At 68.3% G+C, this 18,546-nt stretch carries 16 protein-coding genes; 13 read left to right on the top strand and 3 right to left on the bottom strand.

Features of this window, described 5'->3' with window-relative positions; genetic code table 11:
• Window positions 1-21 precede the first annotated feature (21 nt).
• The 3 genes from FU260_RS04960 to FU260_RS04950 are packed head-to-tail and all read left to right on the top strand — an operon-like array spanning window position 22 to window position 4,648.
• Window positions 22-2,148, top strand: coding sequence for a glycoside hydrolase family 20 zincin-like fold domain-containing protein (locus FU260_RS04960; RefSeq protein WP_147916051.1), 2,127 nt, complete (start codon window positions 22-24; stop codon window positions 2,146-2,148).
• The gene (locus tag FU260_RS04955; protein WP_147916050.1) at window positions 2,145-3,665 is read left to right on the top strand and encodes a sugar ABC transporter ATP-binding protein; all 1,521 of its coding nucleotides are present in this window, start codon (window positions 2,145-2,147) and stop codon (window positions 3,663-3,665) included. The genes FU260_RS04960 and FU260_RS04955 overlap by 4 nt, the downstream gene beginning before the upstream one ends.
• Window positions 3,666-3,670: 5 nt before the next feature.
• Entirely contained in the window at window positions 3,671-4,648 is a 978-nt protein-coding gene (locus tag FU260_RS04950; protein ID WP_147916049.1) for an ABC transporter permease, read from the top strand.
• Window positions 4,649-4,690: 42 nt separating this feature from the next.
• Here the strand turns inward: FU260_RS04950 and FU260_RS04945 are convergent, their stop codons facing one another.
• Window positions 4,691-5,287: a TetR/AcrR family transcriptional regulator gene (locus FU260_RS04945; RefSeq protein WP_147916048.1), complete on the bottom strand. Its 597-nt coding sequence runs from the start codon at window positions 5,285-5,287 to the stop codon at window positions 4,691-4,693.
• Window positions 5,256-5,972, bottom strand: a complete 717-nt coding sequence (locus FU260_RS04940) for a YqeB family protein (RefSeq protein WP_147916047.1) — start codon at window positions 5,970-5,972, stop codon at window positions 5,256-5,258. The genes FU260_RS04945 and FU260_RS04940 overlap by 32 nt, the downstream gene beginning before the upstream one ends.
• A gap of 178 nt (window positions 5,973-6,150) precedes the next feature.
• Here FU260_RS04940 and FU260_RS04935 point away from each other — a divergent pair, with 178 nt between their 5' ends.
• Window positions 6,151-6,858: a head GIN domain-containing protein gene (locus tag FU260_RS04935; protein WP_168211655.1), complete on the top strand. Its 708-nt coding sequence runs from the start codon at window positions 6,151-6,153 to the stop codon at window positions 6,856-6,858.
• A 59-nt stretch (window positions 6,859-6,917) separates the two neighbouring features.
• Window positions 6,918-8,063 carry an alpha/beta hydrolase family protein gene (locus FU260_RS04930; RefSeq protein WP_147916045.1) on the top strand — a complete coding sequence of 382 codons (1,146 nt, stop codon included), beginning with the start codon at window positions 6,918-6,920 and terminating at the stop codon, window positions 8,061-8,063.
• Between the two features lie 82 nt (window positions 8,064-8,145).
• Here the strand turns inward: FU260_RS04930 and FU260_RS04925 are convergent, their stop codons facing one another.
• Window positions 8,146-8,901 (bottom strand): type 1 glutamine amidotransferase, encoded by a 756-nt coding sequence (locus tag FU260_RS04925; RefSeq protein WP_235912428.1) that lies wholly within the window; start codon window positions 8,899-8,901, stop codon window positions 8,146-8,148.
• 203 nt (window positions 8,902-9,104) lie between these two features.
• Between FU260_RS04925 and FU260_RS04920 the strand changes: the two genes are divergently transcribed.
• The 8 genes from FU260_RS04920 (at window position 9,105) to FU260_RS04885 (ending at window position 18,534) form a co-directional block, all read left to right on the top strand.
• A complete protein-coding gene (locus FU260_RS04920; protein ID WP_147916044.1) occupies window positions 9,105-11,171 on the top strand; it encodes a TPM domain-containing protein in 2,067 nt (688 codons plus the stop codon).
• Window positions 11,172-11,239: 68 nt separating this feature from the next.
• Window positions 11,240-11,992, top strand: a complete 753-nt coding sequence (locus tag FU260_RS04915) for a PspA/IM30 family protein (protein WP_147916043.1) — start codon at window positions 11,240-11,242, stop codon at window positions 11,990-11,992.
• A gap of 254 nt (window positions 11,993-12,246) precedes the next feature.
• Window positions 12,247-12,819 carry an NYN domain-containing protein gene (locus FU260_RS04910; protein ID WP_147916042.1) on the top strand — a complete coding sequence of 191 codons (573 nt, stop codon included), beginning with the start codon at window positions 12,247-12,249 and terminating at the stop codon, window positions 12,817-12,819.
• 315 nt (window positions 12,820-13,134) lie between these two features.
• The gene (locus FU260_RS04905) at window positions 13,135-14,484 is read left to right on the top strand and encodes an ABC transporter substrate-binding protein (RefSeq protein ID WP_168211654.1); all 1,350 of its coding nucleotides are present in this window, start codon (window positions 13,135-13,137) and stop codon (window positions 14,482-14,484) included.
• Window positions 14,484-15,515, top strand: a complete 1,032-nt coding sequence (locus FU260_RS04900) for a carbohydrate ABC transporter permease (RefSeq protein ID WP_147916041.1) — start codon at window positions 14,484-14,486, stop codon at window positions 15,513-15,515. The genes FU260_RS04905 and FU260_RS04900 overlap by 1 nt, the downstream gene beginning before the upstream one ends.
• On the top strand, window positions 15,512-16,396 hold the full coding sequence (locus FU260_RS04895) for a carbohydrate ABC transporter permease (RefSeq protein WP_147916040.1): 885 nt from the start codon (window positions 15,512-15,514) through the stop codon (window positions 16,394-16,396). Before FU260_RS04900 ends, FU260_RS04895 begins: the two co-directional genes overlap by 4 nt.
• Window positions 16,397-16,427: 31 nt before the next feature.
• A complete protein-coding gene (locus FU260_RS04890; protein WP_147916039.1) occupies window positions 16,428-17,483 on the top strand; it encodes a glycoside hydrolase family 43 protein in 1,056 nt (351 codons plus the stop codon).
• 55 nt (window positions 17,484-17,538) lie between these two features.
• A complete protein-coding gene (locus FU260_RS04885) occupies window positions 17,539-18,534 on the top strand; it encodes a LacI family DNA-binding transcriptional regulator (protein WP_147916038.1) in 996 nt (331 codons plus the stop codon).
• Window positions 18,535-18,546 lie beyond the last annotated feature (12 nt).

The following is an 18,546-nucleotide window of genomic DNA, read 5'->3' as shown; positions in this document are numbered from 1 at the left end:
TGCGACCACTTTGGAGTTGGCATGATCGACATTTTCCCCGAACCCCAGCAGATCCGGGACGACGACCAGGTCACCGTCGAGATCGAGACCATCGCGCTGTCCCACGACAGCCTGCCGGACGTATCGGCTGCAGAGATCTCGGCGATCGTCACCGAACGGCTGGCCGACCACGCCGACGTCACCGGCTCCGGCTATCGGCTCCGAATCGTGGCGTTCGACCCGGCGGCCTGGGACGTGGACCAGGCGAAGCTGGAACTCTTCGCACAGCAGGGCTACGTCCTGGAGATCACCGAGTCCGCCACGACGCTGCACACCGGGACCAGGGCCGGTCTGGTACACGGACTGAGCACCCTCAAGGTGATCGCCGACTACACCCGAACCCACCACCCCGGCCGGACGGCGCTCCAACTGCCGCAGTGCCAGGTGGTGGACTATCCGGACGTTCCCGTGCGGGCCGTCGCCCCGACGTTCTCCTGGTACGCCGGCTATGGCCGGATGGGCTTCGACATGCAGCTGTGGGGCCTCGAGGACTGGAAGGCCTACATCCGTACCTGCCTGGACGGCAAGATCAACCAGCTGAACATGGTGATGTACGGGTACTGGCCATTTGCGCTCGAGGGCTACCCCGAGACGGTCTATCAGGACATCCCGATGAAGGTCTGGGCGAAGGAAGTCAATCGGTTCCTGGACATCAAGTTCTCCCACCCGAACATCGCAGCAGACTTCCTGCCCGAACTCCTCGAGTACGCCCATACCTATGGTGTGAAGCTGTTCGCCTACGTCGGCCTGAACTCCTACAACGGCGGCTGGACGATCGCGCACCCCGAGAAGCGAATGATCCCCCCGGTCGGCAGTGGCTTCCTCAACGATTTCGACTCTGCCTGCCTGTCCGACCCGGAGACCGTGGACTACATCCTCGCGGCCATGCGCAGGATCGCCGAGCTCGGCTTCGACGGCTACGCCCTGGAGGAGAGCGAAGAAGGCTTCTGGTTCTGCCAGTGCGATCGGTGCCAGGCACGGTGGGGCGGCCAGAACGTCTCCCCGGGCGAGGCCAAGCACGCCGCGAACCTCGACCTGCTGCATCAGATCTACCGTGAGGTACGCAGCGTCAAGGCAGACATCGTCGTCGGCATCCGTGCATTCCGGCAACCACCGCTGGAGAAGGATCCGCAGTGGCTACGAGAGGTGGCCGAGACGATTCCCGACGATGTGGTGCTGTTCTGGGCACCAGGCCTGTACGTGCCGGAGGCCGAGTTCACCAAGTGGGTGGAGGCCTTCGGCGCGCACCGCATCTGGGGCCGGGACACCGAGTCGAACTCGATCACGTCGACGATGGGCCGGCTGTACCGGACGTTCGAGTCGAACCTGTTGCGGTACTCCGACGAGGCGAACGTGCAGACCATCGAGCGGGACATCGAACAGCACGTCGGCAGCGTGCAGCACGGTGTGCACGGGGTGAACGGGTACATGTTCGAGTGGGCCGGGCTGTTCATGCACCAGTGGGCCCATGCGAACTATGCCTGGGGCTCGCGGATGGACCAGGCGGAGTTCTTCAGCCGAGTGTGCCGCGCGCAGTTCGGTACGGACCTCGGCGATCGGGTCCTGGCGATCCTGCAGGGCATGCTCACCATCCACGAGAGCCAACTCGCCCTGTACACCACGCCGTTCCCGTTCCAGTCGAATGTGCTCGCCGAAGGCGATCGGCCGGCGATCAGGCGCGCGATCGAGGCACATCCCTCGCTCCTGGCCAGTATCGAGGCCGTGGAGAGCGAACTGCGCGCCGAGGCGAGGTTGAGCCGGTGGGTGCCGCACTTCGAGCGGCTGCGCAATGCGCAGCGTCGCAACCGCGTCATCTACGACATGGCACTCACCTCGCTCGACTACGAGCAGGGAGAAGATCCGGAGCGCAAGCGTGAACTCCTGCACCGGATCCTGGAGCTGAACGAGGCCGACTTCGACATCGTCAAAGAGATGTTCTTCGACATCCTCCCGGTGAACTTCACCGGCGTGAAGAGCTCGATGTACCCCTACCACGAGCTGAACCGGCTGATCGGGAACGTCTTGCACCCTGAAGCCACCGACGACAGCGTCGTCTCCTCCGGGATCGAAGCGCTGGGCTGGCTGTGGCTCGAGGGAGAGAAGGCATGACCGCGGAACTGGCCACCGACCGGCGCGCAGCACCGGCCGTGCCGATCCTGGAGGTCCGCGAGCTGAGCAAGTCCTTCCCCGGAGTCGATGCGCTGAAGCGGGTCTCGTTCACCGTCGGAGCGGGCGAGTGCCACGCCCTGGTCGGCGAGAACGGGGCAGGCAAGTCGACCCTGTGCAAATGCGTCATCGGGGAGTACTCCCGAACCTCCGGTGAGGTGCTCATCGGCGGGGAGGTCATGTCGCCGCACTTCGATGTGGCCGACAGCCAGAAGCGTGGCATCGCAGCGGTCCACCAGGAGCTGCAGCTCGCCCCCGAGCTCACCGTCGTCGAGAACATCTTCATGGGCAAGTACCTCACCCGTGGCCCGTTCGTCGACCGCGCAGCACAGCGTGCCCGTGCTGCCGAGCTACTGGACGACCTCGGCGTCACGATGCCCCTGAACGCGCGGGTGAAGGATCTGCGGACGGTGGAGAAGCAGTTCGTCCAACTGGCCCGGGCGCTCGCCTCCGACGCCTCGCTGATCGTCCTCGACGAGCTGACCGCAGTGCTGCCGGAAGAGGACATCGAGAAGATCATGGCGATCATCAGTCGCCTCAAAGCGGCCGGCAAGGGCATCATCTACATCTCGCACCGGCTGGACGAGATCTTCGAGATCTGTGACACCTACACGGTGCTGCGCGATGGCGAGCACGTCGAGAACGGGAACGTCGCCGGCCTCACCAAGGATCGCCTCGTCGAGCTGGTGGCCGGCCGGCCGCTCGACTCGGTCTTCCCACCGATCGCCTCGCCTCAACCAGTCCCCCTGCTGGAGGTCTCCGAGCTGACCAGCGACAGCTTCACCGACGTCGGTCTGACCGTAAACGCCGGCGAGGTCGTGGGCGTAGCCGGTCTGGTCGGCGCGGGCAAGACAGAGCTGCTGCGCGCGCTGTTCGGCGACTACGCCCTGGAGAAGGGAACGATCACGGTCAAGGGCAAGCGACTGACCCGGTTGACACCGCGCAAGGCGATCGCCCACGGACTCGGCTACATTCCCGACGACCGCAAGTCGCTCGGTGTCAACGGCGCGCTCAGCGTCGGCCGCAACGCGAGCCTGTCGGCGATCCGGAAGTTCTCCACCGGCCCGTTCGTCTCTCGCCGCCAGGAAAACACGGCAGCGCGAGCCATCTTGGCGAAGCTCGGGCTCAAGTACCGGTCCCTCACCCAGGGGATCCTCAGCCTCTCCGGCGGCAACCAGCAGAAGGTCGTCATCGCGAAGTGGCTGCTCGCCGACACCGACATCTTCCTGATGGACGAGCCCACCCGCGGCATCGACGTCGGTGCCAAGTCGGCGATCTACGAGCTGATCACCGAGCTGACGGCAGCAGGAAAGGCCGTGCTGCTGGTCTCACCCGAGGTCGAAGAGCTGATCGGGCTCTCGAACCGCGTCTACATCCTCTACGAGGGAAAGGTCCGCGATGTCGTGACTGGCGCGCGCAAGGACCAGCCCACTATCACCGCCGGAATTCTAGGGATCTGACTGCTATGACGTCTCCAACACTGACTGCGACCCGACGAGCGCCACTGGCCGCCACCGTGCAGCGGTACGCGAACGAGTGGATGATCGTCGTCCTGTTCGTCGCCCTCGTGCTCATCTGCTCGATCGCGATCGACGGCTTCCGGGACCTCGGCAACCTGCTGAACATTGCCCGCCAAGTCTCGTTCCTGGCCATTGCCGGACTGGGCCAGTTCTTCGTCATCCTCGTCGCCAAGCTGGACCTCTCCGTCGGGTCCTCGATCGGACTGACGTCCGTGCTCCTCGCCGGCCTGGTCGCGAACCACTCGTGGCCGATGTGGGCCTCCGTCCTCGCCGTCCTGGCCCTGTCCATCGTGATCGGCCTGGTCAACGGTGTGGTGGTGGTGCTGGGGAAGGTGCCTGCGTTCATCTGCACGCTGGTGATGATGAACGTGCTGATGGGCGTGGCGTACCTGTACTCGCGCGGGCTGCCGATCGGCGGTCTGCCGAGCTGGTTCAACTACTTCGGGATGGGCTACCTCTTCATGATCCCGGTGCCCGTCTACGCGATGGTGATCATCGCGGTGCTTTGCTCGATCTTTACCAACCGCACCGCACTGGGACGCTCGTTCTACGCCGTCGGCGGCAACGAGGAGGCCAGCCGGCTGAGTGGTATCAACGTCCGCTGGGTCATCATGCTGGCCTTCGTGATCGCCTCCGTGCTGACCACCCTCGCTTCCATCGGGGTCACCTCCCGCACCATGTCCGGCGGTGCCTCGCTCGGTGAGGGGATGCTCTTCGACATCATCACCGTGGTGATCCTCGGCGGCACCTCGCTGTTCGGCGGCCGCGGGAACGTGTTTGGTGTGATCGTGGCGGCACTGCTGCTCGGCGTGATCACGAACGCCATGGTGCTGCTGGGGATCGACACCTACTTCCAATGGATCATCAAGGGCGCCATCCTCATCGTGGTCGTCTACATCGACGCCAACTCGCGCAAGTCGTGACCGTCCCTCCTGGTTCTGGAGCCCGGCCATCGGGCTTCAGGATCAGGAGGCCGCCAGAAACTCGAACACCGCCTCCCGCAGCACCGGCGCCTCCCGCTCCGCGGTGAAGCCCTCCTCGGTGGCGATCCGCTCCAGAAAACCGTCCAGCAGCAGCCGCACCCAGGAACCGAGCCGTGCGGCGGGCAGGTCCGTGCGGATCTGGCCCGCCTCCTGGGCGCGGGCGAGCCAGTCCACCAGCAAGCGGGCCTGGGCGTCCTCATCGGCCTGCAAGGCCGCCGCCACCTGCGGCTGGTGCATCACCGCAGCCACGGCGAGCACGAATCCGCCAATGCGTGGGTCGGCGGCGTCGGCGATCGCCTGGTCGACGATCCGCCCGATCGCCGCCAGCGGATCCTCGAATCCGGCGAGCTCATCGCCGAGCTCACTCACCTCGTCGGTACCCAACGTCAGAATCGCCAGCAGTAGTTCCACCTTGGTCGGGAAGTAGTGGAAGAACGTGCCCGAGCCGATCCGGGCCTCGCGGCAGATGGCGGCTGTCGTAGCACCCTCGTAGCCGCGCGCGGCGATCACGGTCAGGGCAGCGTCGATGATCTGCAGCCGCCGCGCCTCATGGCGTTGCGGGTCGACGGTGCGTGCCATGTCTCGATTGTCCTGTGCGGCGGACCTGGATGCGACCATCGCGCTCCCGGACAGCCAGGTGCGCCGCGCGTAGGTCGACCTCGGCCTCGGCCCGCTCCTCCTCGTCCTTGCCGGCCTTGCGCCAGCTGCGGATCAGCCGGTGTTCGGCGTCGGTGAACGCGGGGCGGCCGTCCTGCCAGCGCCGGTAGTCGGCGTCGAACGGGTCCGCTGGCAACCAGCGATAGCCGTGCGCCTGGAGTGCCGCCCGGAGCCGTTCGCTACTGAGGCCGTCCGCGTCCAGCCGGGCAAGGACGCCCCGCTCGCGATCGCAGACGACGGCGTAGCGTCCGTCGCGATGCACGCTCGCCACGTCGTGGTGGTCGAGCCAGCCCTCCCGGTCCTTCTGCCGGTACTCCAGACCGTCTGTGCTCACCGTGAGCTTCAGACTTTCGTGGGTGATCACCCCGGCGAGCAGCACACCCGCCCCAGCGCCCAGCACCAGCCCGATCGGCAGGGTCCAGCCGAGGGGCAGCTCGGCGAGGACCTCGAGCAGCCGGGGTGAGGGGATCGGGGTGCGCTCGATGAGGGCCACCAGCCGGGCGGCCGCCGGGCCGGCGACGACCCCGACCACTGCGCCGAGCGCCAGCACCCCGGCACCGAACAGCGCGGGAATGGCGCGAGACTGACGAAGCTCGGTCGGTTCCATGACCCCAATACTAGAGTGCACACTCTAATAATTCTAGAGGGGCGTTCAGTGCCACCCCGAGCCCAGAGCCAGGGTTGGACCGGGGTGGTCCCCGATACCCCCGGGAACACCCCGAGCATCAGAGTGGTACCAGGCCCGCTGGAGGGGCGGGCCGCCCACTTTCCGAGGAGGAGCAATGATGGTTCGACGCATCCTGACCGTCGCCCTGGCGCTAGGCGTGGGCGGGGTGGGGCTCGCCGGCTGTGGCTTCGTCTCCGCCGGCCCGACGGCCACCGAGAATCGCGACGTACCCGCGGGCGCAACCGGGGTGCGTGTCGAGGGCACGGGCGACGTCACTTTCCAGCCGGGCGACCCCGCGCTGGCGGTGACGGCCGGCCGCAACACCCTGGAGAGGATCGAGACCGAGGAACGCGCCGGCGTGCTGGCGCTGGACGTGGACGGCGGCTTCCTGAACAGCCCCGGACCGATCGACTACGAGCTGAGCCTGCCGGAGCTGGACGCGGTGGAGATCGCCGGATCGGGCTCGGTGTCCGGTGTCGTAGCGCCCGCCGACCAGCTGACCGTGCACATCGATGGTTCCGGCGACATCGACCTCACCGAGATCGACGCCGACGAGGTGCGGGTAGTGATCTCCGGCAGCGGCTCGGTCGAACTGGAGGGAACGGCCGAACACCTGGACGTGCTCATCGAGGGCAGCGGCGAGTTCCACGGCGATCGCCTCGAGGCCACCACCGCGGCAACCGCCATCGAGGGCTCCGGCGACATCGAGGTCCATGCGACCGACACCCTGGACGCCTCCATCTCCGGCTCCGGCACCACCCGGCACACCGGTGGCGCCGAAGTCACCGAGCACATCGACGGTGGCGGCGAGATTGTCGCCGACTGAGATCTGTCGAAGCATCCGAGCCGGCCACAGCGCGGCCTCCGCCCACTAGCGTGAGCATCGTGACCGACTCCTCCCCCGCCGATCTGCGTTCCCTGTCCGGCCTGTGGGAACTGGCCCGGAGTGCCGGCCCGTTGTTCTCCTCCGACACTCCCGACGGCGCAGCTGTCCGCTCCCGATTGCGCACCACCCTCGGCCTACTTCCCGTACCGGACCGGGTGGAACCGGAGACGGCCGCGACCTGGTCCTCCGGCGGCGTGGACGCCGCCGTGCTGCGCTGGGACGTCGGCTTCGGCGCGCCGAGCGTGGGCTGGCTGCTCCGCCCGGCCGGCGAGGCCCGCCCGCTGCCGGGCGTGGTCGCCCTGCACTGCCATGGCGGGGTGAAGTACTACGGCAAGGAGAAGATCGCCGACGGGCCGCGGCCCACCGAACCGGGCGCTTTGGCCGCCCGGGCGGAGCTCTACGGCGGCATCCCCTATGCCAACGAGCTGGCCCGCCGGGGCTACGCGGTACTGGTCCCGGACGCCTTCGGCTGGGGCAGCCGCCGCATCCCGATCGAGGACATGCCGGGCCGTACCCGCCGGGCTGGGGAACTCGCCGTCGCTGCCCGCGAACAGGCGGGTGAGATCCTCACCGAAGCGGCCCGGTATGACGCCTACGCCTGGCCGCACGAGGACGCGATGGCCAAGCTGCTCGGCATCCTGGGTACCTCCTGGGGAGGTGCGGTCGCGCGGGAGGACAGCATCGCCGTCGACCTCCTCGACTCCCGAGCGGACGTCCTCCCGGGCGGAGTGGGGGTGGTGGGCCTCTCCGGTGGCGGCGCCCGGGCGGCACTGGCCACGGCGTTGAACGAGAACGTTCGCGCCGCAGCCGTGATCGCGATGATGTCCACGATGGAGCATCTGCTGGACGGCTACGTGCACTCACACGCCTGGCTGATGATGAACCCGGGGATCGGCCGGGTCGCGGACTGGCCGGACATCGCCGCCGCCCGCCGACCCCGGCCGCTGTTCGTCGGCTACGCCGAGCGGGACGGGCTGTTCCCCCTCGCCGGGATGCGCGCTGCGGATGAGCTGATCGCGGCCCGGTATACCGCAGCGGGGGCGCGGGATGCGTACCGGAGCGTGTTCGTGGATGCGCCGCACTCGTTCCCGCCTGCGCTGCAGCAGCAGGTCGGGGAGTTCTTCGACGAGGTGTTCACGTCGTGAAGTGACGGATATACGCCCGCGCTGTGCCACATAGGGGCACAGCCCGGCCGTATATCCGTCACTTCATGGGCGTCGAGGTGCCTTACCGGACGGCGAGCCGCGACCGGTCGGCGATCTGGGCGAGGAAAGCGGCGCCGAGCTCGGTGACCAGGGTGGTCAGCGCCTCGGCGTTCGGCCGGTAGCCGGCCGTGACCTCCTCGACGTCCAGACCCCGGTTCTCGGCCCAACGGCGTATCACGTCCTCCCCCGCCTCCGGGTGGAACTGCACACCCACGGCACTCCCGACCCGGAACGCCTGGAACGGGTACTGCTGCGAGCTGGCCAGCCAGGTGGCCTCTGCCGGAAGAGCGGTGACGGCATCGGCGTGCATCGAGGGAGCTGGAATGTCCCGGCCGAGAGCGGCCACCACGGGGCCGAGCACCGGATCGGTGACCGCATCCGGGCGCATCCGCACCTCGATCACCCCCTGCTCCGGACCGGTCGGGGCGGACTTCTCCACCTGCCCGCCGCGGGCCATCGCCAGCTGTTGCGCGCCCAGGCAGACGGCAAGCGTCGGCACCCCGTGCTGCACCGCGGCGCTGAGCAGATCCCGTTCCGCGGCGAGCCACGGGTGGTCCTGTTCATCGTGCGCGGCCATGCTGCCACCCAGCACGATCAGGGCCTCCAGCCCTTCGGCGCCGGGCAACGGCTCACCGGCGTCCGGGCGCACGATGTGCAGCCGGGCGCCCGCCAGCGCATCTGTGAGGAGGCCGAGCGGTACGGACTCCTGATGCTGCACCACAGTGATCGCGGGCCCGGAATCGGTGGCCGCGGCGATCGGGTTCGAGTTCTCTGACACGGCGAGCAAGGTACTCCACGAACCTCCAGATCGGAAACTCCTTGCCTCTGCGGCACCCTGCCCGCACCTGGCGCACCGGGCCCCAACGTCTGCCCGGGCGAAGAAGTTCCCGACGGACCGGCTGAGCACGCCCTGCGCGAAATCGTGACGTGCGAACGGCGAATTCGTTGCGCGGGAGTCGCTCAGCGGCGAAGATCAAGGGTGTGACACGTACCCTCCCCCGCACTCTCGCCGCGCTGGCCACGGCGCTCCTCGCCCTCATCCTGATGGCTCTACCGGCGACGGCGGACGAACCGTTCCAGCTCGATGGTCCGGTGGTCGATCGCACCAGTGACGGCGTGCTGGACGGGCAATCGCCGGAGGTGGAGGCCGCGATCGAGGAGCTGGGCTCCAGTACCGACCTGGACCTGTTCGTCGTGTTCGTCGACTCCTTCGATGGCACATCGGCCGAGGCCTGGTCCAGTGAGACCGCCGAGATGACCGGCCTGGGGAACTTCGATGTGCTGCTCGCCGTCGCGACCGAGGACCGGCAGAGCGGCTGGTCGGCAGCGGAGGCCTCCGATCTGACCGAGGATCAGTTCAACCGCGCGATGAGCCGGGCCCAGGACGACTTCGCCGCGGGCGACTGGGCGGCCGGTGCCGTCACGTTCGCCGACGAGCTGGAGTCCGCCGCCAACGGTGGTGGGTCCGCTCTGACGACGGTGCTGGTGATCGGCGCGCTGATCGTGGTGGTGGTCCTGGTGCTGCTCTGGGTGCGTGCGCGGCGGAAGAAGCAGGCTGCGGTCGGCGCCGGTGCGCATCGTGGGGCCGCGGCTCCGGCTGGTCCGCCACCGCCACCGCCGAACTCGCTCGAAGCCAAGCTCGCGAACCTGTCGCTGGAGGATCTGGCCACTCGCGCCGGCTCCACGCTGGTGGCGCTGGACGACTCGGTACGCACCTCGGAGCAGGAGCTCGCATTCGCCGAAGCACAGTTCGGGCTGCAGGCCACCCAGGAGTTCCGCAAGGCGCTCACCACGGCCAGCACGCAGCTCGCCGACGCCTTCGAGATCCAGGCGAAGCTGGAGGACGCGACTCCGGAGAGCGACGCCGAGCGGCGGGAGATGCTCACCGAGATCGTGCTGGACTGCGCGAAGGCGGATGCACTGCTGGACGAACAGGCCGAGTCGTTCGCGCACCTGCGCAACCTTCGGGAGAACGCCCCGCAGGCCCTGGACGACATCGAGCAGCGCGCCGGCGAGATCGAGAACACGATCCCGCCCGCCGAGCTGGCGCTGACCCAGCTGCACGCCACCTACCCGGCGAGCGCGCTGGAGTCGGTGGCCCGAGCCCCCGAGCAGGCGCGTGCCTTGCTGACTGCCGCCCGCGAGGCCGTGCTGGCCGGGCGGGACGAGCTCACCGAGTCGGACCGCGCCGGTGCGGTGGCCTATGCCCGGACCGCAGAGAACGCGCTCCAGCACGCGGTGTCGCTGATCGAGTCGGTGCACCAGGGCGGCGCCGCGCTCGCCGAGGCCCGCGAGAAGCTGAATCCGGCAGTGGCTTCGATCCGTTCGGACCTGATCGACGTCGACAAGCTGGCAGGGAACGATTCGAAGGTGCAGGCGCTCGTCCCGCGCGCCGAGGCGGCGATCACCCAGGCCACGCAGGCCCGGGAGGGCGGCGACCCGATCGCTGCCCTGGCCGAGATCACCGGCGCCGAGGACGCCCTGGACGACGCCCTCGCCCCGCACCGCGAGCAGGTGGAGTCCGATCAGCGGGCCGCTGGCAAGCTGGCCGCCGGGATCCAGCGCACGCACGCCTTCATCCGGTCCACGAACGACTACATCGCCACCAACCGGGGCGCCGTCGGACCGGAGGCCCGTACCCGGCTCTCGAACGCCTCCCGCGCGCTACAGGAAGCCGAGCGGATCCAGCAGAGCCAGCCGCAGCAGGCGGTCGAGCTGGTGAACCGTGCCTGGGCGGCGGCCTCCCGGGCACGGGAGCTGGCGACCGCCGATGTGGACCGGTGGCACGCGCAGACGCCGCTGGGGATCGGCGGCGGCTACGGCGAAGGCTATGGCCGGGGAGGCTACGGCGGCGGCTACGGCAGGTACGGCGGCAGGCGGTCCGGGATGGACGTCGGTTCGCTGATCCTCGGTGGGCTGATCGGCGGCGCTCTCGGCGGCGGCTTCGGCGGCGGCTTCGGCGGCAGCGGCTGGAACGGCGGCGGGGGCGGCTTCGGCGGTGGCGGGGGCTTCGGCGGCGGCGACATGGGAGGTGGCGGCGCATTCTGATCCGCGAATAGGCTCGACCACAGCGCACCTTCGACACAGCAGGCATCGACACAGCAAAGGACACACCGATGGCAGAGAAGCAGAGCATCCTGGGCCGCATCGCCCAGCTCACCAAGGCGAACATCAACGCGCTGATCGACAAGGCCGAGGACCCGCAGCTGATGCTGGACCAGCTGGTGCGCGACTACACCAACAACATCGCCGAGGCCGAGCAGGCCGTGGCCCAGACGATCGGCAACCTGCGCCTGGCCGAGCAGGACTACAACGCCGACGTCGCCGCCGTGACCGAGTGGCAGAACAAGGCACTGGCCGCCTCCCGCAAGGCCGACGAGCTGCGCAGCACCGGGGACGCCGCAGGCGCCAACCGCTACGACGAGCTCACCAAGATCGCCCTGCAGAAGCAGATCGGCTACGAGCAGGAAGTGAAGAGCTCCGAGCCGATGCTCGCGTCGCAGCGCGAGGTGGTGGACAAGCTCAAGCACGGGCTCACCGTGATGAAGGGCAAGCTCGGCGACCTGAAGGTCAAGCGCGACCAGCTCGCCGCCCGGGCGAAGACCGCGCAGGCGCAGGCACGAGTGCAGGACGCGATCGGGTCGATGAACGTGCTCGACCCGACCAGCGAGATCGGCCGGTACGAGGAGCAGATCCGCCGCCAGGAAGCCCTGGTGGCCGGCAAGGCCGAGATCAACGCCACCTCGCTGGACGCCCAGTTCGCCGAGCTGGAGGCGGACGAGGACAGCCTCGAGGTGGACGCCCGGTTCGCCGCGCTGAAGGCCGGTGGCGGATCCGCCGGTCAGATCGGCACCACCCCGCAGGCCTGACCATCGCCTGATCCCTGCTTGACCTCGGGGCGCAGGTCCACGGAGGCAATCTGTGGGATCGGAGTCAAGGTACAACCTAGCTCCGATCCCACAGGTTGCCTCCGTCTGCATTGTCGGGAGGGTGGTGCCGGTGCGGGAGGGTGGTGCCGGTGCGGGATTGCGATCGAGTGCGGGAGGGTGGGGCCCTACCGCGAGGGGTGGATGGGTGCGGCGCGTGCCGCCGTCGGGGGACGCTGCGGCATAGAGTGTCCTGCATGTCCGAGACCGAACCCCCGCGCCAGACCTACCTGCTGGTGGACGGCGAGAACATCGACGCCACCCTGGGCATGAGTGTGCTGGGGCACCGGCCCAACCCGGACGAGCGGCCCCGCTGGGACCGAGTCACCGAGCATGCCCGCACCCTGTGGGACCAGCCGGTGCGCGCGCTGTTCTTCCTGAACGCCACCAGCGGGCAGCTGCCGATGAACTTCGTGCAGGCGCTGCTGGCCATGGGCTATCACCCGATCCCGCTGGCTGGGAGCGGTACCGAGAAGGTGGTGGACGTCGGTATCCAGCGCACCCTCGAGGCCCTCAAGGACCGGCCAGGGGATGTGCTGCTGGCCAGCCACGACGGTGACTTCCTGCCGCAGCTGGAGGACTTGATCGACGGCGAGCGGCGCCTCGGCGTGATGTGCTTCCGCGAGTTCGTCAATGCTCGTCTGAGCGAGCTGACCGAACGCGGGGTGCAGCTGGTGGACCTCGAGGACGATGTGCACGCGTTCACCGTGCCGCTGCCGCGGGTGCGGGTCATTCCGCTGGACGCGTTCGACCCGCTCCGCTACCTCTGAGCCGACCCGCCTACAGCAGACCCGCCCACAAAACGGAGCACCCGCAACCCACGTCCCGCAACCGGCGCGTCGGGCGCTCCAGGACGTGCGTTGCTGCGTACTCCCCACCGACTCGCCGGTCACTAGAGGACGCGCGTTGCCGCGCACGCTCAGCCGACCCATCGGTCGCTGTGGCCAGTTGCTGCGCGCTCTTTACAACGGAGGAAAACTTCGGTTAACCTAGCCGTGGTTATCCGTTGTAAAGCAGCAACGGACGGCGGCTCGTCCCAGCGACAGCCGTTCGCGTCGACCGTCAGACATGACAAGGGAGTTCGTGTGCATCCGACATCTCAGAGCCGATACCCCGCACTGACCCGCCGCGGGTTCCTCACCGCACTCTCCGCCGCCGGTGGTGGCGCCGCGCTGGCTGCCTGCTCCGGCGGCGGTGGCGGCGGTGGTGGTGGCAACGGCGCCACTGGTGGCGGTGGTGAGTCCTACGACGGTGCCGCTGTCGAGCTGAACTTCTGGAACGGTTTCACCGGTGGTGACGGTCCGGTGATGCAGGAACTGGTGGATCAGTTCAACAACGAGCACGAGAACATCACCGTAAAGACCACCGTGATGGAGTGGGCGGACTTCCACTCCCGCCTGCCGGCCGCGCTGACCTCCGGGGACGGCCCGCAGGTGGCGATCCACCACCTCGACTCGCTCGCCACCTCCGCCGCACGCGGGCTGCTCCGCCCGCTCGACGACGTCTCGGAGGCGCTGGAGATCACCGAGAGCGACTTCCTCGCCCCGGTGTGGGAAGCCGGCCTCTACGACGGCTCGCGGTTCGGAATCCCCCTCGATGTACACCCCACCGGCTTCTTCTACAACAAGACCGTGATGGCCGATGCCGGGCTGGACCCGGAGAACCCGCCGATGGACCGGGAGTCCTACGAGGCCGCGCTGGACACGCTGCTGGAGAACGACATCGCCGGGCACTGGATGAGCCCGCACCTGTTCACCGGCGGGCACACCCTGCAGTCGCTGATCTGGCAGTTCGGCGGCGAACTGTTCGATGCGGACGGTGCCACCGCCATGTGGGCCGAGGACCCTGGGGTGGAGGCCCTGACCTGGATGGTCGACGCCATCCAGAAGGGCTGGAGCGTGCGGGACGTCGGCCAGGACGCGGACATGATCGCCCTGCAGAACGGGCAGACCGCATTCAACTGGAACGGCATCTGGTCCATCAACACCCTGAACGAGATCGAGGACCTGGACTGGGGTGTGGCACGCCTGCCCAACATCGGCGGGGAGGATGCCGCCTGGGCAGGCTCGCACAACTTCGTGATGACCGAGCAGCGGGGCACCACCGACGACCAGCTCGAAGCCTCCCGTGTGTTCATCAACTGGGTCTCCCAGCAGTCGATCGCCTGGGCGGCAGGCGGTCAGGTCCCAGCCCGGAACTCGGTGCGCGAGTCGGAGGAGTTCGCGGCGATGGAGCCTCAGGCGGCGATCGCTGAGCAGGCCGAGGCGCTGCGGTTCCCACCCGCGATCCCGGGTATCGCGGACGCGATGGCCGAGTTGAACACCGCACTCAACGAGGCGGTCCTGCTGACCAACGACCCGGCTCCAGCCCTGCAGGAGGCAGCGAGCCGGGCGAACACGATCCTTGAAGAGAACCGCGAGCGGTACGGCTCCTGATGACCCAGCAGTCCGTCACGTCCGCCCGCCCACGGCCGGCTGCCGAACAGCCGCAGCCGCGGGCGGGCCGCAAGGTCCGCCGACACGCGTGGTGGACCCCGTACGCGTTCCTCGCACCGTTCCTGGCGATCTTCGGCACGTTCGTGGCCTTCCCCGCCATCCTCGGCGTGTGGATGTCCCTGCACGACTGGGACTACCTGATGCCGAACAAGCCGTTCGTCGGCCTGGACAACTACCTCGACCTGTTCAACTCGGCCGCCTCGGCGTTCAGCCGGTTCTGGGAAGGGATGCTCGCCACCGGGACGTTCGTGGTGGCTTCGGTGCCCTTGCTGATCGTGCTGCCCCTGCTGATGGCACTGTTGCTGAACCGGAAGTTCCCGGGGCGCACCTTCATGCGCGCGGTGATCTTCATGCCGTACGTGCTGGGAGTGGCAGTGGTCGGCGTGCTGTTCCGCTTCATCCTGGACCCGAACATCGGCATCCTGAACTTCCTGATCGAGAGTTCCGGACTGATCCACGTGTTCGGACTGTTCGGCGTCGACGCCCCGATCCCGTGGATCACCGCCCAGCCCTGGGCGTGGATCTCCCTGGTGGGGCTGACCGTGTGGTGGACCCTCGGCTTCAACACGATCATCTACATCGCCGGGCTGCAGGACATCCCCGCCGAGCTCTACGACGCAGCCAAGGTGGACGGCGCCTCCCGCGGGCAGCAGTTCCGCTACGTCACCATGCCGGGGCTGCGACCGGTGATGGTCTTCATCGTCACGCTCACCGTGCTCGCCTCGGCGAACATGTTCGGCCAGTCCGACCTGGTCACCGCCGGCGGGCCCGGTGACAGCACCCGCACGGTGCTGATGGTGATCCTCGACGAGGGTCTCGGCGCCTACCGGATGGGCTCGGCTGCCGCGATGGGTTACCTGCTCTCCGTGGTGCTCGGCATCATCTCGATCATCAACTTCCTCGCCCTGCGGGACAGGGATCGGCCTCGCCGGCGCCGCAGGAAGGCCGCAGCGAAGGGCAGCGCGCTATGACCACGACCGTCTCCCGACCGACCGCGCGGAGCACCCGCCCCCGGATGAGTGCAGGCATGCTGCTGCGCAGCTCGATGTTCTGGCTGATGCTGGCGGCACTGTTCGTCACGTTCTTCGGGCCGATCCTGTGGATGGGCACCACCTCGCTGAAGACCTACGGCGAGGCGACCTCGATCCCGCCGACCATCCTGCCCTCGACCTTCGACACCTCCGCCTACGACACGTTGCTCAGCCTGGACGGCCAGTACCCCGTCCTGCGCTGGGTGCTGAACTCCCTGGTGGCTGCTCTCGGGCACATGCTGCTCGTGCTCGTGGTCGCCTCGATGGCTGCCTACGCGCTGGCCCGGTTGCAGTTCCGGGGCCGTGGACTGATCTTCGCCCTGATCGTGTCCACGCTGTTCGTTCCCGGGTTCGTGTTCATCATGCCGAACTACCTGATCATCGATCAGCTGGGCTGGTTGAACACGATCTGGGCACTGATCGTGCCCGGAGCTGCAGGCGCCTTCGGCGTCTTCTTCCTCCGGCAGTTCTTCGTCGCGATCCCCACCGAGCTGGAGGAGGCGGCAGCGCTCGACGGCGCCAACCACTGGCAGATCTTCACCCGGGTGATCCTGCCGAACGCGAAGCCCGCGCTGGCCACACTGGCGGTGCTGTCCTTCCTCGCGAACTGGAACGACTACATCTGGCCGGTCTATGTACTGTTCAGTCCGGAGCGGCTCACGCTCCCGGCGGGTCTGAAGCTGTTGCAGGGTGCCTATGTGACCGACTATCCGGTGATCATGGCCGGTGCGTTCGTGGCCAGCGTCCCGGTACTGATCCTGTTCATCTTCACGCAGCGGTACATCATCGAGGGCGTCGCCCGGAGCGGACTCAAGGGATGACCCCGCACCGCCCGACCAGCGGGAAGGACAGATGAGACGTCCCCTCTCCGCTGCCACGACCGCCGTCGTACTGGGCAGTGCTCTGCTGCTGGCCGCCTGCGGCCCGAGCGATCCGCCCGCAGAGGGCGGCAACACCCCGGCCGACTCGACCGAGCCCACCGATGCAGAGGAGTCTGACGTGGCTTTCACCAACCCCGTCTACGACAGCAACTTTCCCGACCCGTTCGTGCTGCGCGCCGACGACCACTGGTACGCCTACGCCACCCAGGGCACCTTCGGCACCTTTCCGATCCTGCGATCGGAGGACCTGGTCACCTGGTCCGTGGTCGGCAACGGGATGCCCACTCTCGCCCCGTGGACCGCTGCCGGGCGGCACTGGGCGCCGGAGGTGGCGAAGATCGGCGACCGCTACCTCGCCTACTACACCGCGATGGAGCGCGAGACTCAGCAGCAGTGCCTGGGGGTGGCGGTCTCCGACTCCCCCGAGGGTCCGTTCGTGGACGAGTCGGAGGAGCCGTTCATCTGCCAGTTCGACGAGGGCGGCTCGATCGATGCCTCACCGTTCATCGACGCCGACGGTACGCCGTACCTGATGTGGAAGAACGACGGCAATCACATCGGCACCCGGAGCTGGATCTACATCCAAGAGCTCGCCGAGGACGGCCTCAGCCTCGTCGGGGACGAACCGACGTCGCTGATCACCCACGACCAGGACTGGGAGGGCGACCTCGTGGAGGGCCCGTTCCTCTGGCCGCGCGACGGGCGCTACTACCTGTTCTACTCCGCGAACGACTACGGCTCGGACGCCTACGGGGTGAGTTACGCCGTCGCCGAGGACCTTCTCGGCCCGTACACCAAGCCGGCGGAAGAACCACTGATGTCCTCCAACGACGTCGCGGCGGGGCCGGGGCACGGCATGGTCGTCGAGACCGAGGGCGGCACCTGGTACGTGCATCACTCCTGGCCACCGGACGCGGTCGGGTCCGCCGTGCCAGGCCGGCAGATGTGGCTGACTCCGCTGACCTGGACCGAGGACGGAACACCGGTACTGGCCGAGCCCGCCCACGACGTGGAGACCCAGCCCTGACGCCTTCCGGGTCCGAGACCAGGCGGCAAGCGCGAGGAGGAAGGTGGTGGCAATAATGCGAGTGACGCTTCGAGACGTGGCCGAGCACGCCGGCGTGTCCTTCAAGACGGTCTCCAACGTGATCAACCACCACCCGCACGTCACGGAGAAGACCCGCACCAAGGTGCTCGCGTCGATCGCGGCCCTGCAGTATCGGCCGAACCAGAGCGCCCGCAGCCTGCGGCACGGGCGCTCCGGGTTCCTCGCTCTCGCCGTGCCCGAGCTCGCCTCGCCGTACTTCTCCACCCTCGCCTCGGAGGTGAGCCGGGCGGCGAAGGCGTATGGGCGCACCGTGGTGATCGAGGAGACCGGCGGAGACCTGGACCGGGAGCAGGAGGCGCTGGACGGGCTGAGCACCAGCCTGGTGGACGGCATCATCTTCTCCCCGCTGGCCACCCCCCGGGAGGTGCTCGAGGACCGCCTCGGCAGCACCCCGTTGCTGATGATCGGTGAGCACCGGTACCCGATCGACGCCGATCATGTGGCGATGGACAGCGTCCGGGCTGCCGAGGAGATGACCCAGCACCTGCTCCAGACCGGGCGCCGGCGGATCGCGACCATCGGCTACGAGCCCGACGGCACCGGCCGGCAGCGCTGGCTCGGCTACCTGCGCGCCCTGCAGTCGGCCGGGCTGGAGCCCGCCCCTGGGCACGCCGCGGAGGTCGGCGCCTTCCGGCGCGAGGATGGCGCCGGCGCGATGGCCCACCTGCTGCAGAGCCCGGAGCCGATCGATGCCGTGCTCTGCTTCAACGACCTCCTCGCTCTCGGCGCGATGCGCACCCTACGCGAGGCGGGGGTGGCGATCCCGGACACGATCGCCGTCGCCGGCTTCGACAACATCGAGGACGGCCGCTTCGCCCACCCCACCCTGACCACGGTGGCACCCGATGTGCAGTTCCTTGCCACCGAAGCGGTCCGGCTGCTGGTGCGCCGGGCCGAGGAACCCGGTGCCCCGGCCGAGCAGGTCGAGGTGCCGTTCACGATCGACGTCCGCCAGAGCACCACCACCTGATTCCGAGTGCGA

Source organism: Ruania zhangjianzhongii, assembly GCF_008000995.1.
Classification (GTDB): domain Bacteria; phylum Actinomycetota; class Actinomycetes; order Actinomycetales; family Beutenbergiaceae; genus Ruania; species Ruania zhangjianzhongii.
This window is presented reverse-complemented; position numbering and strand designations above follow the sequence as displayed.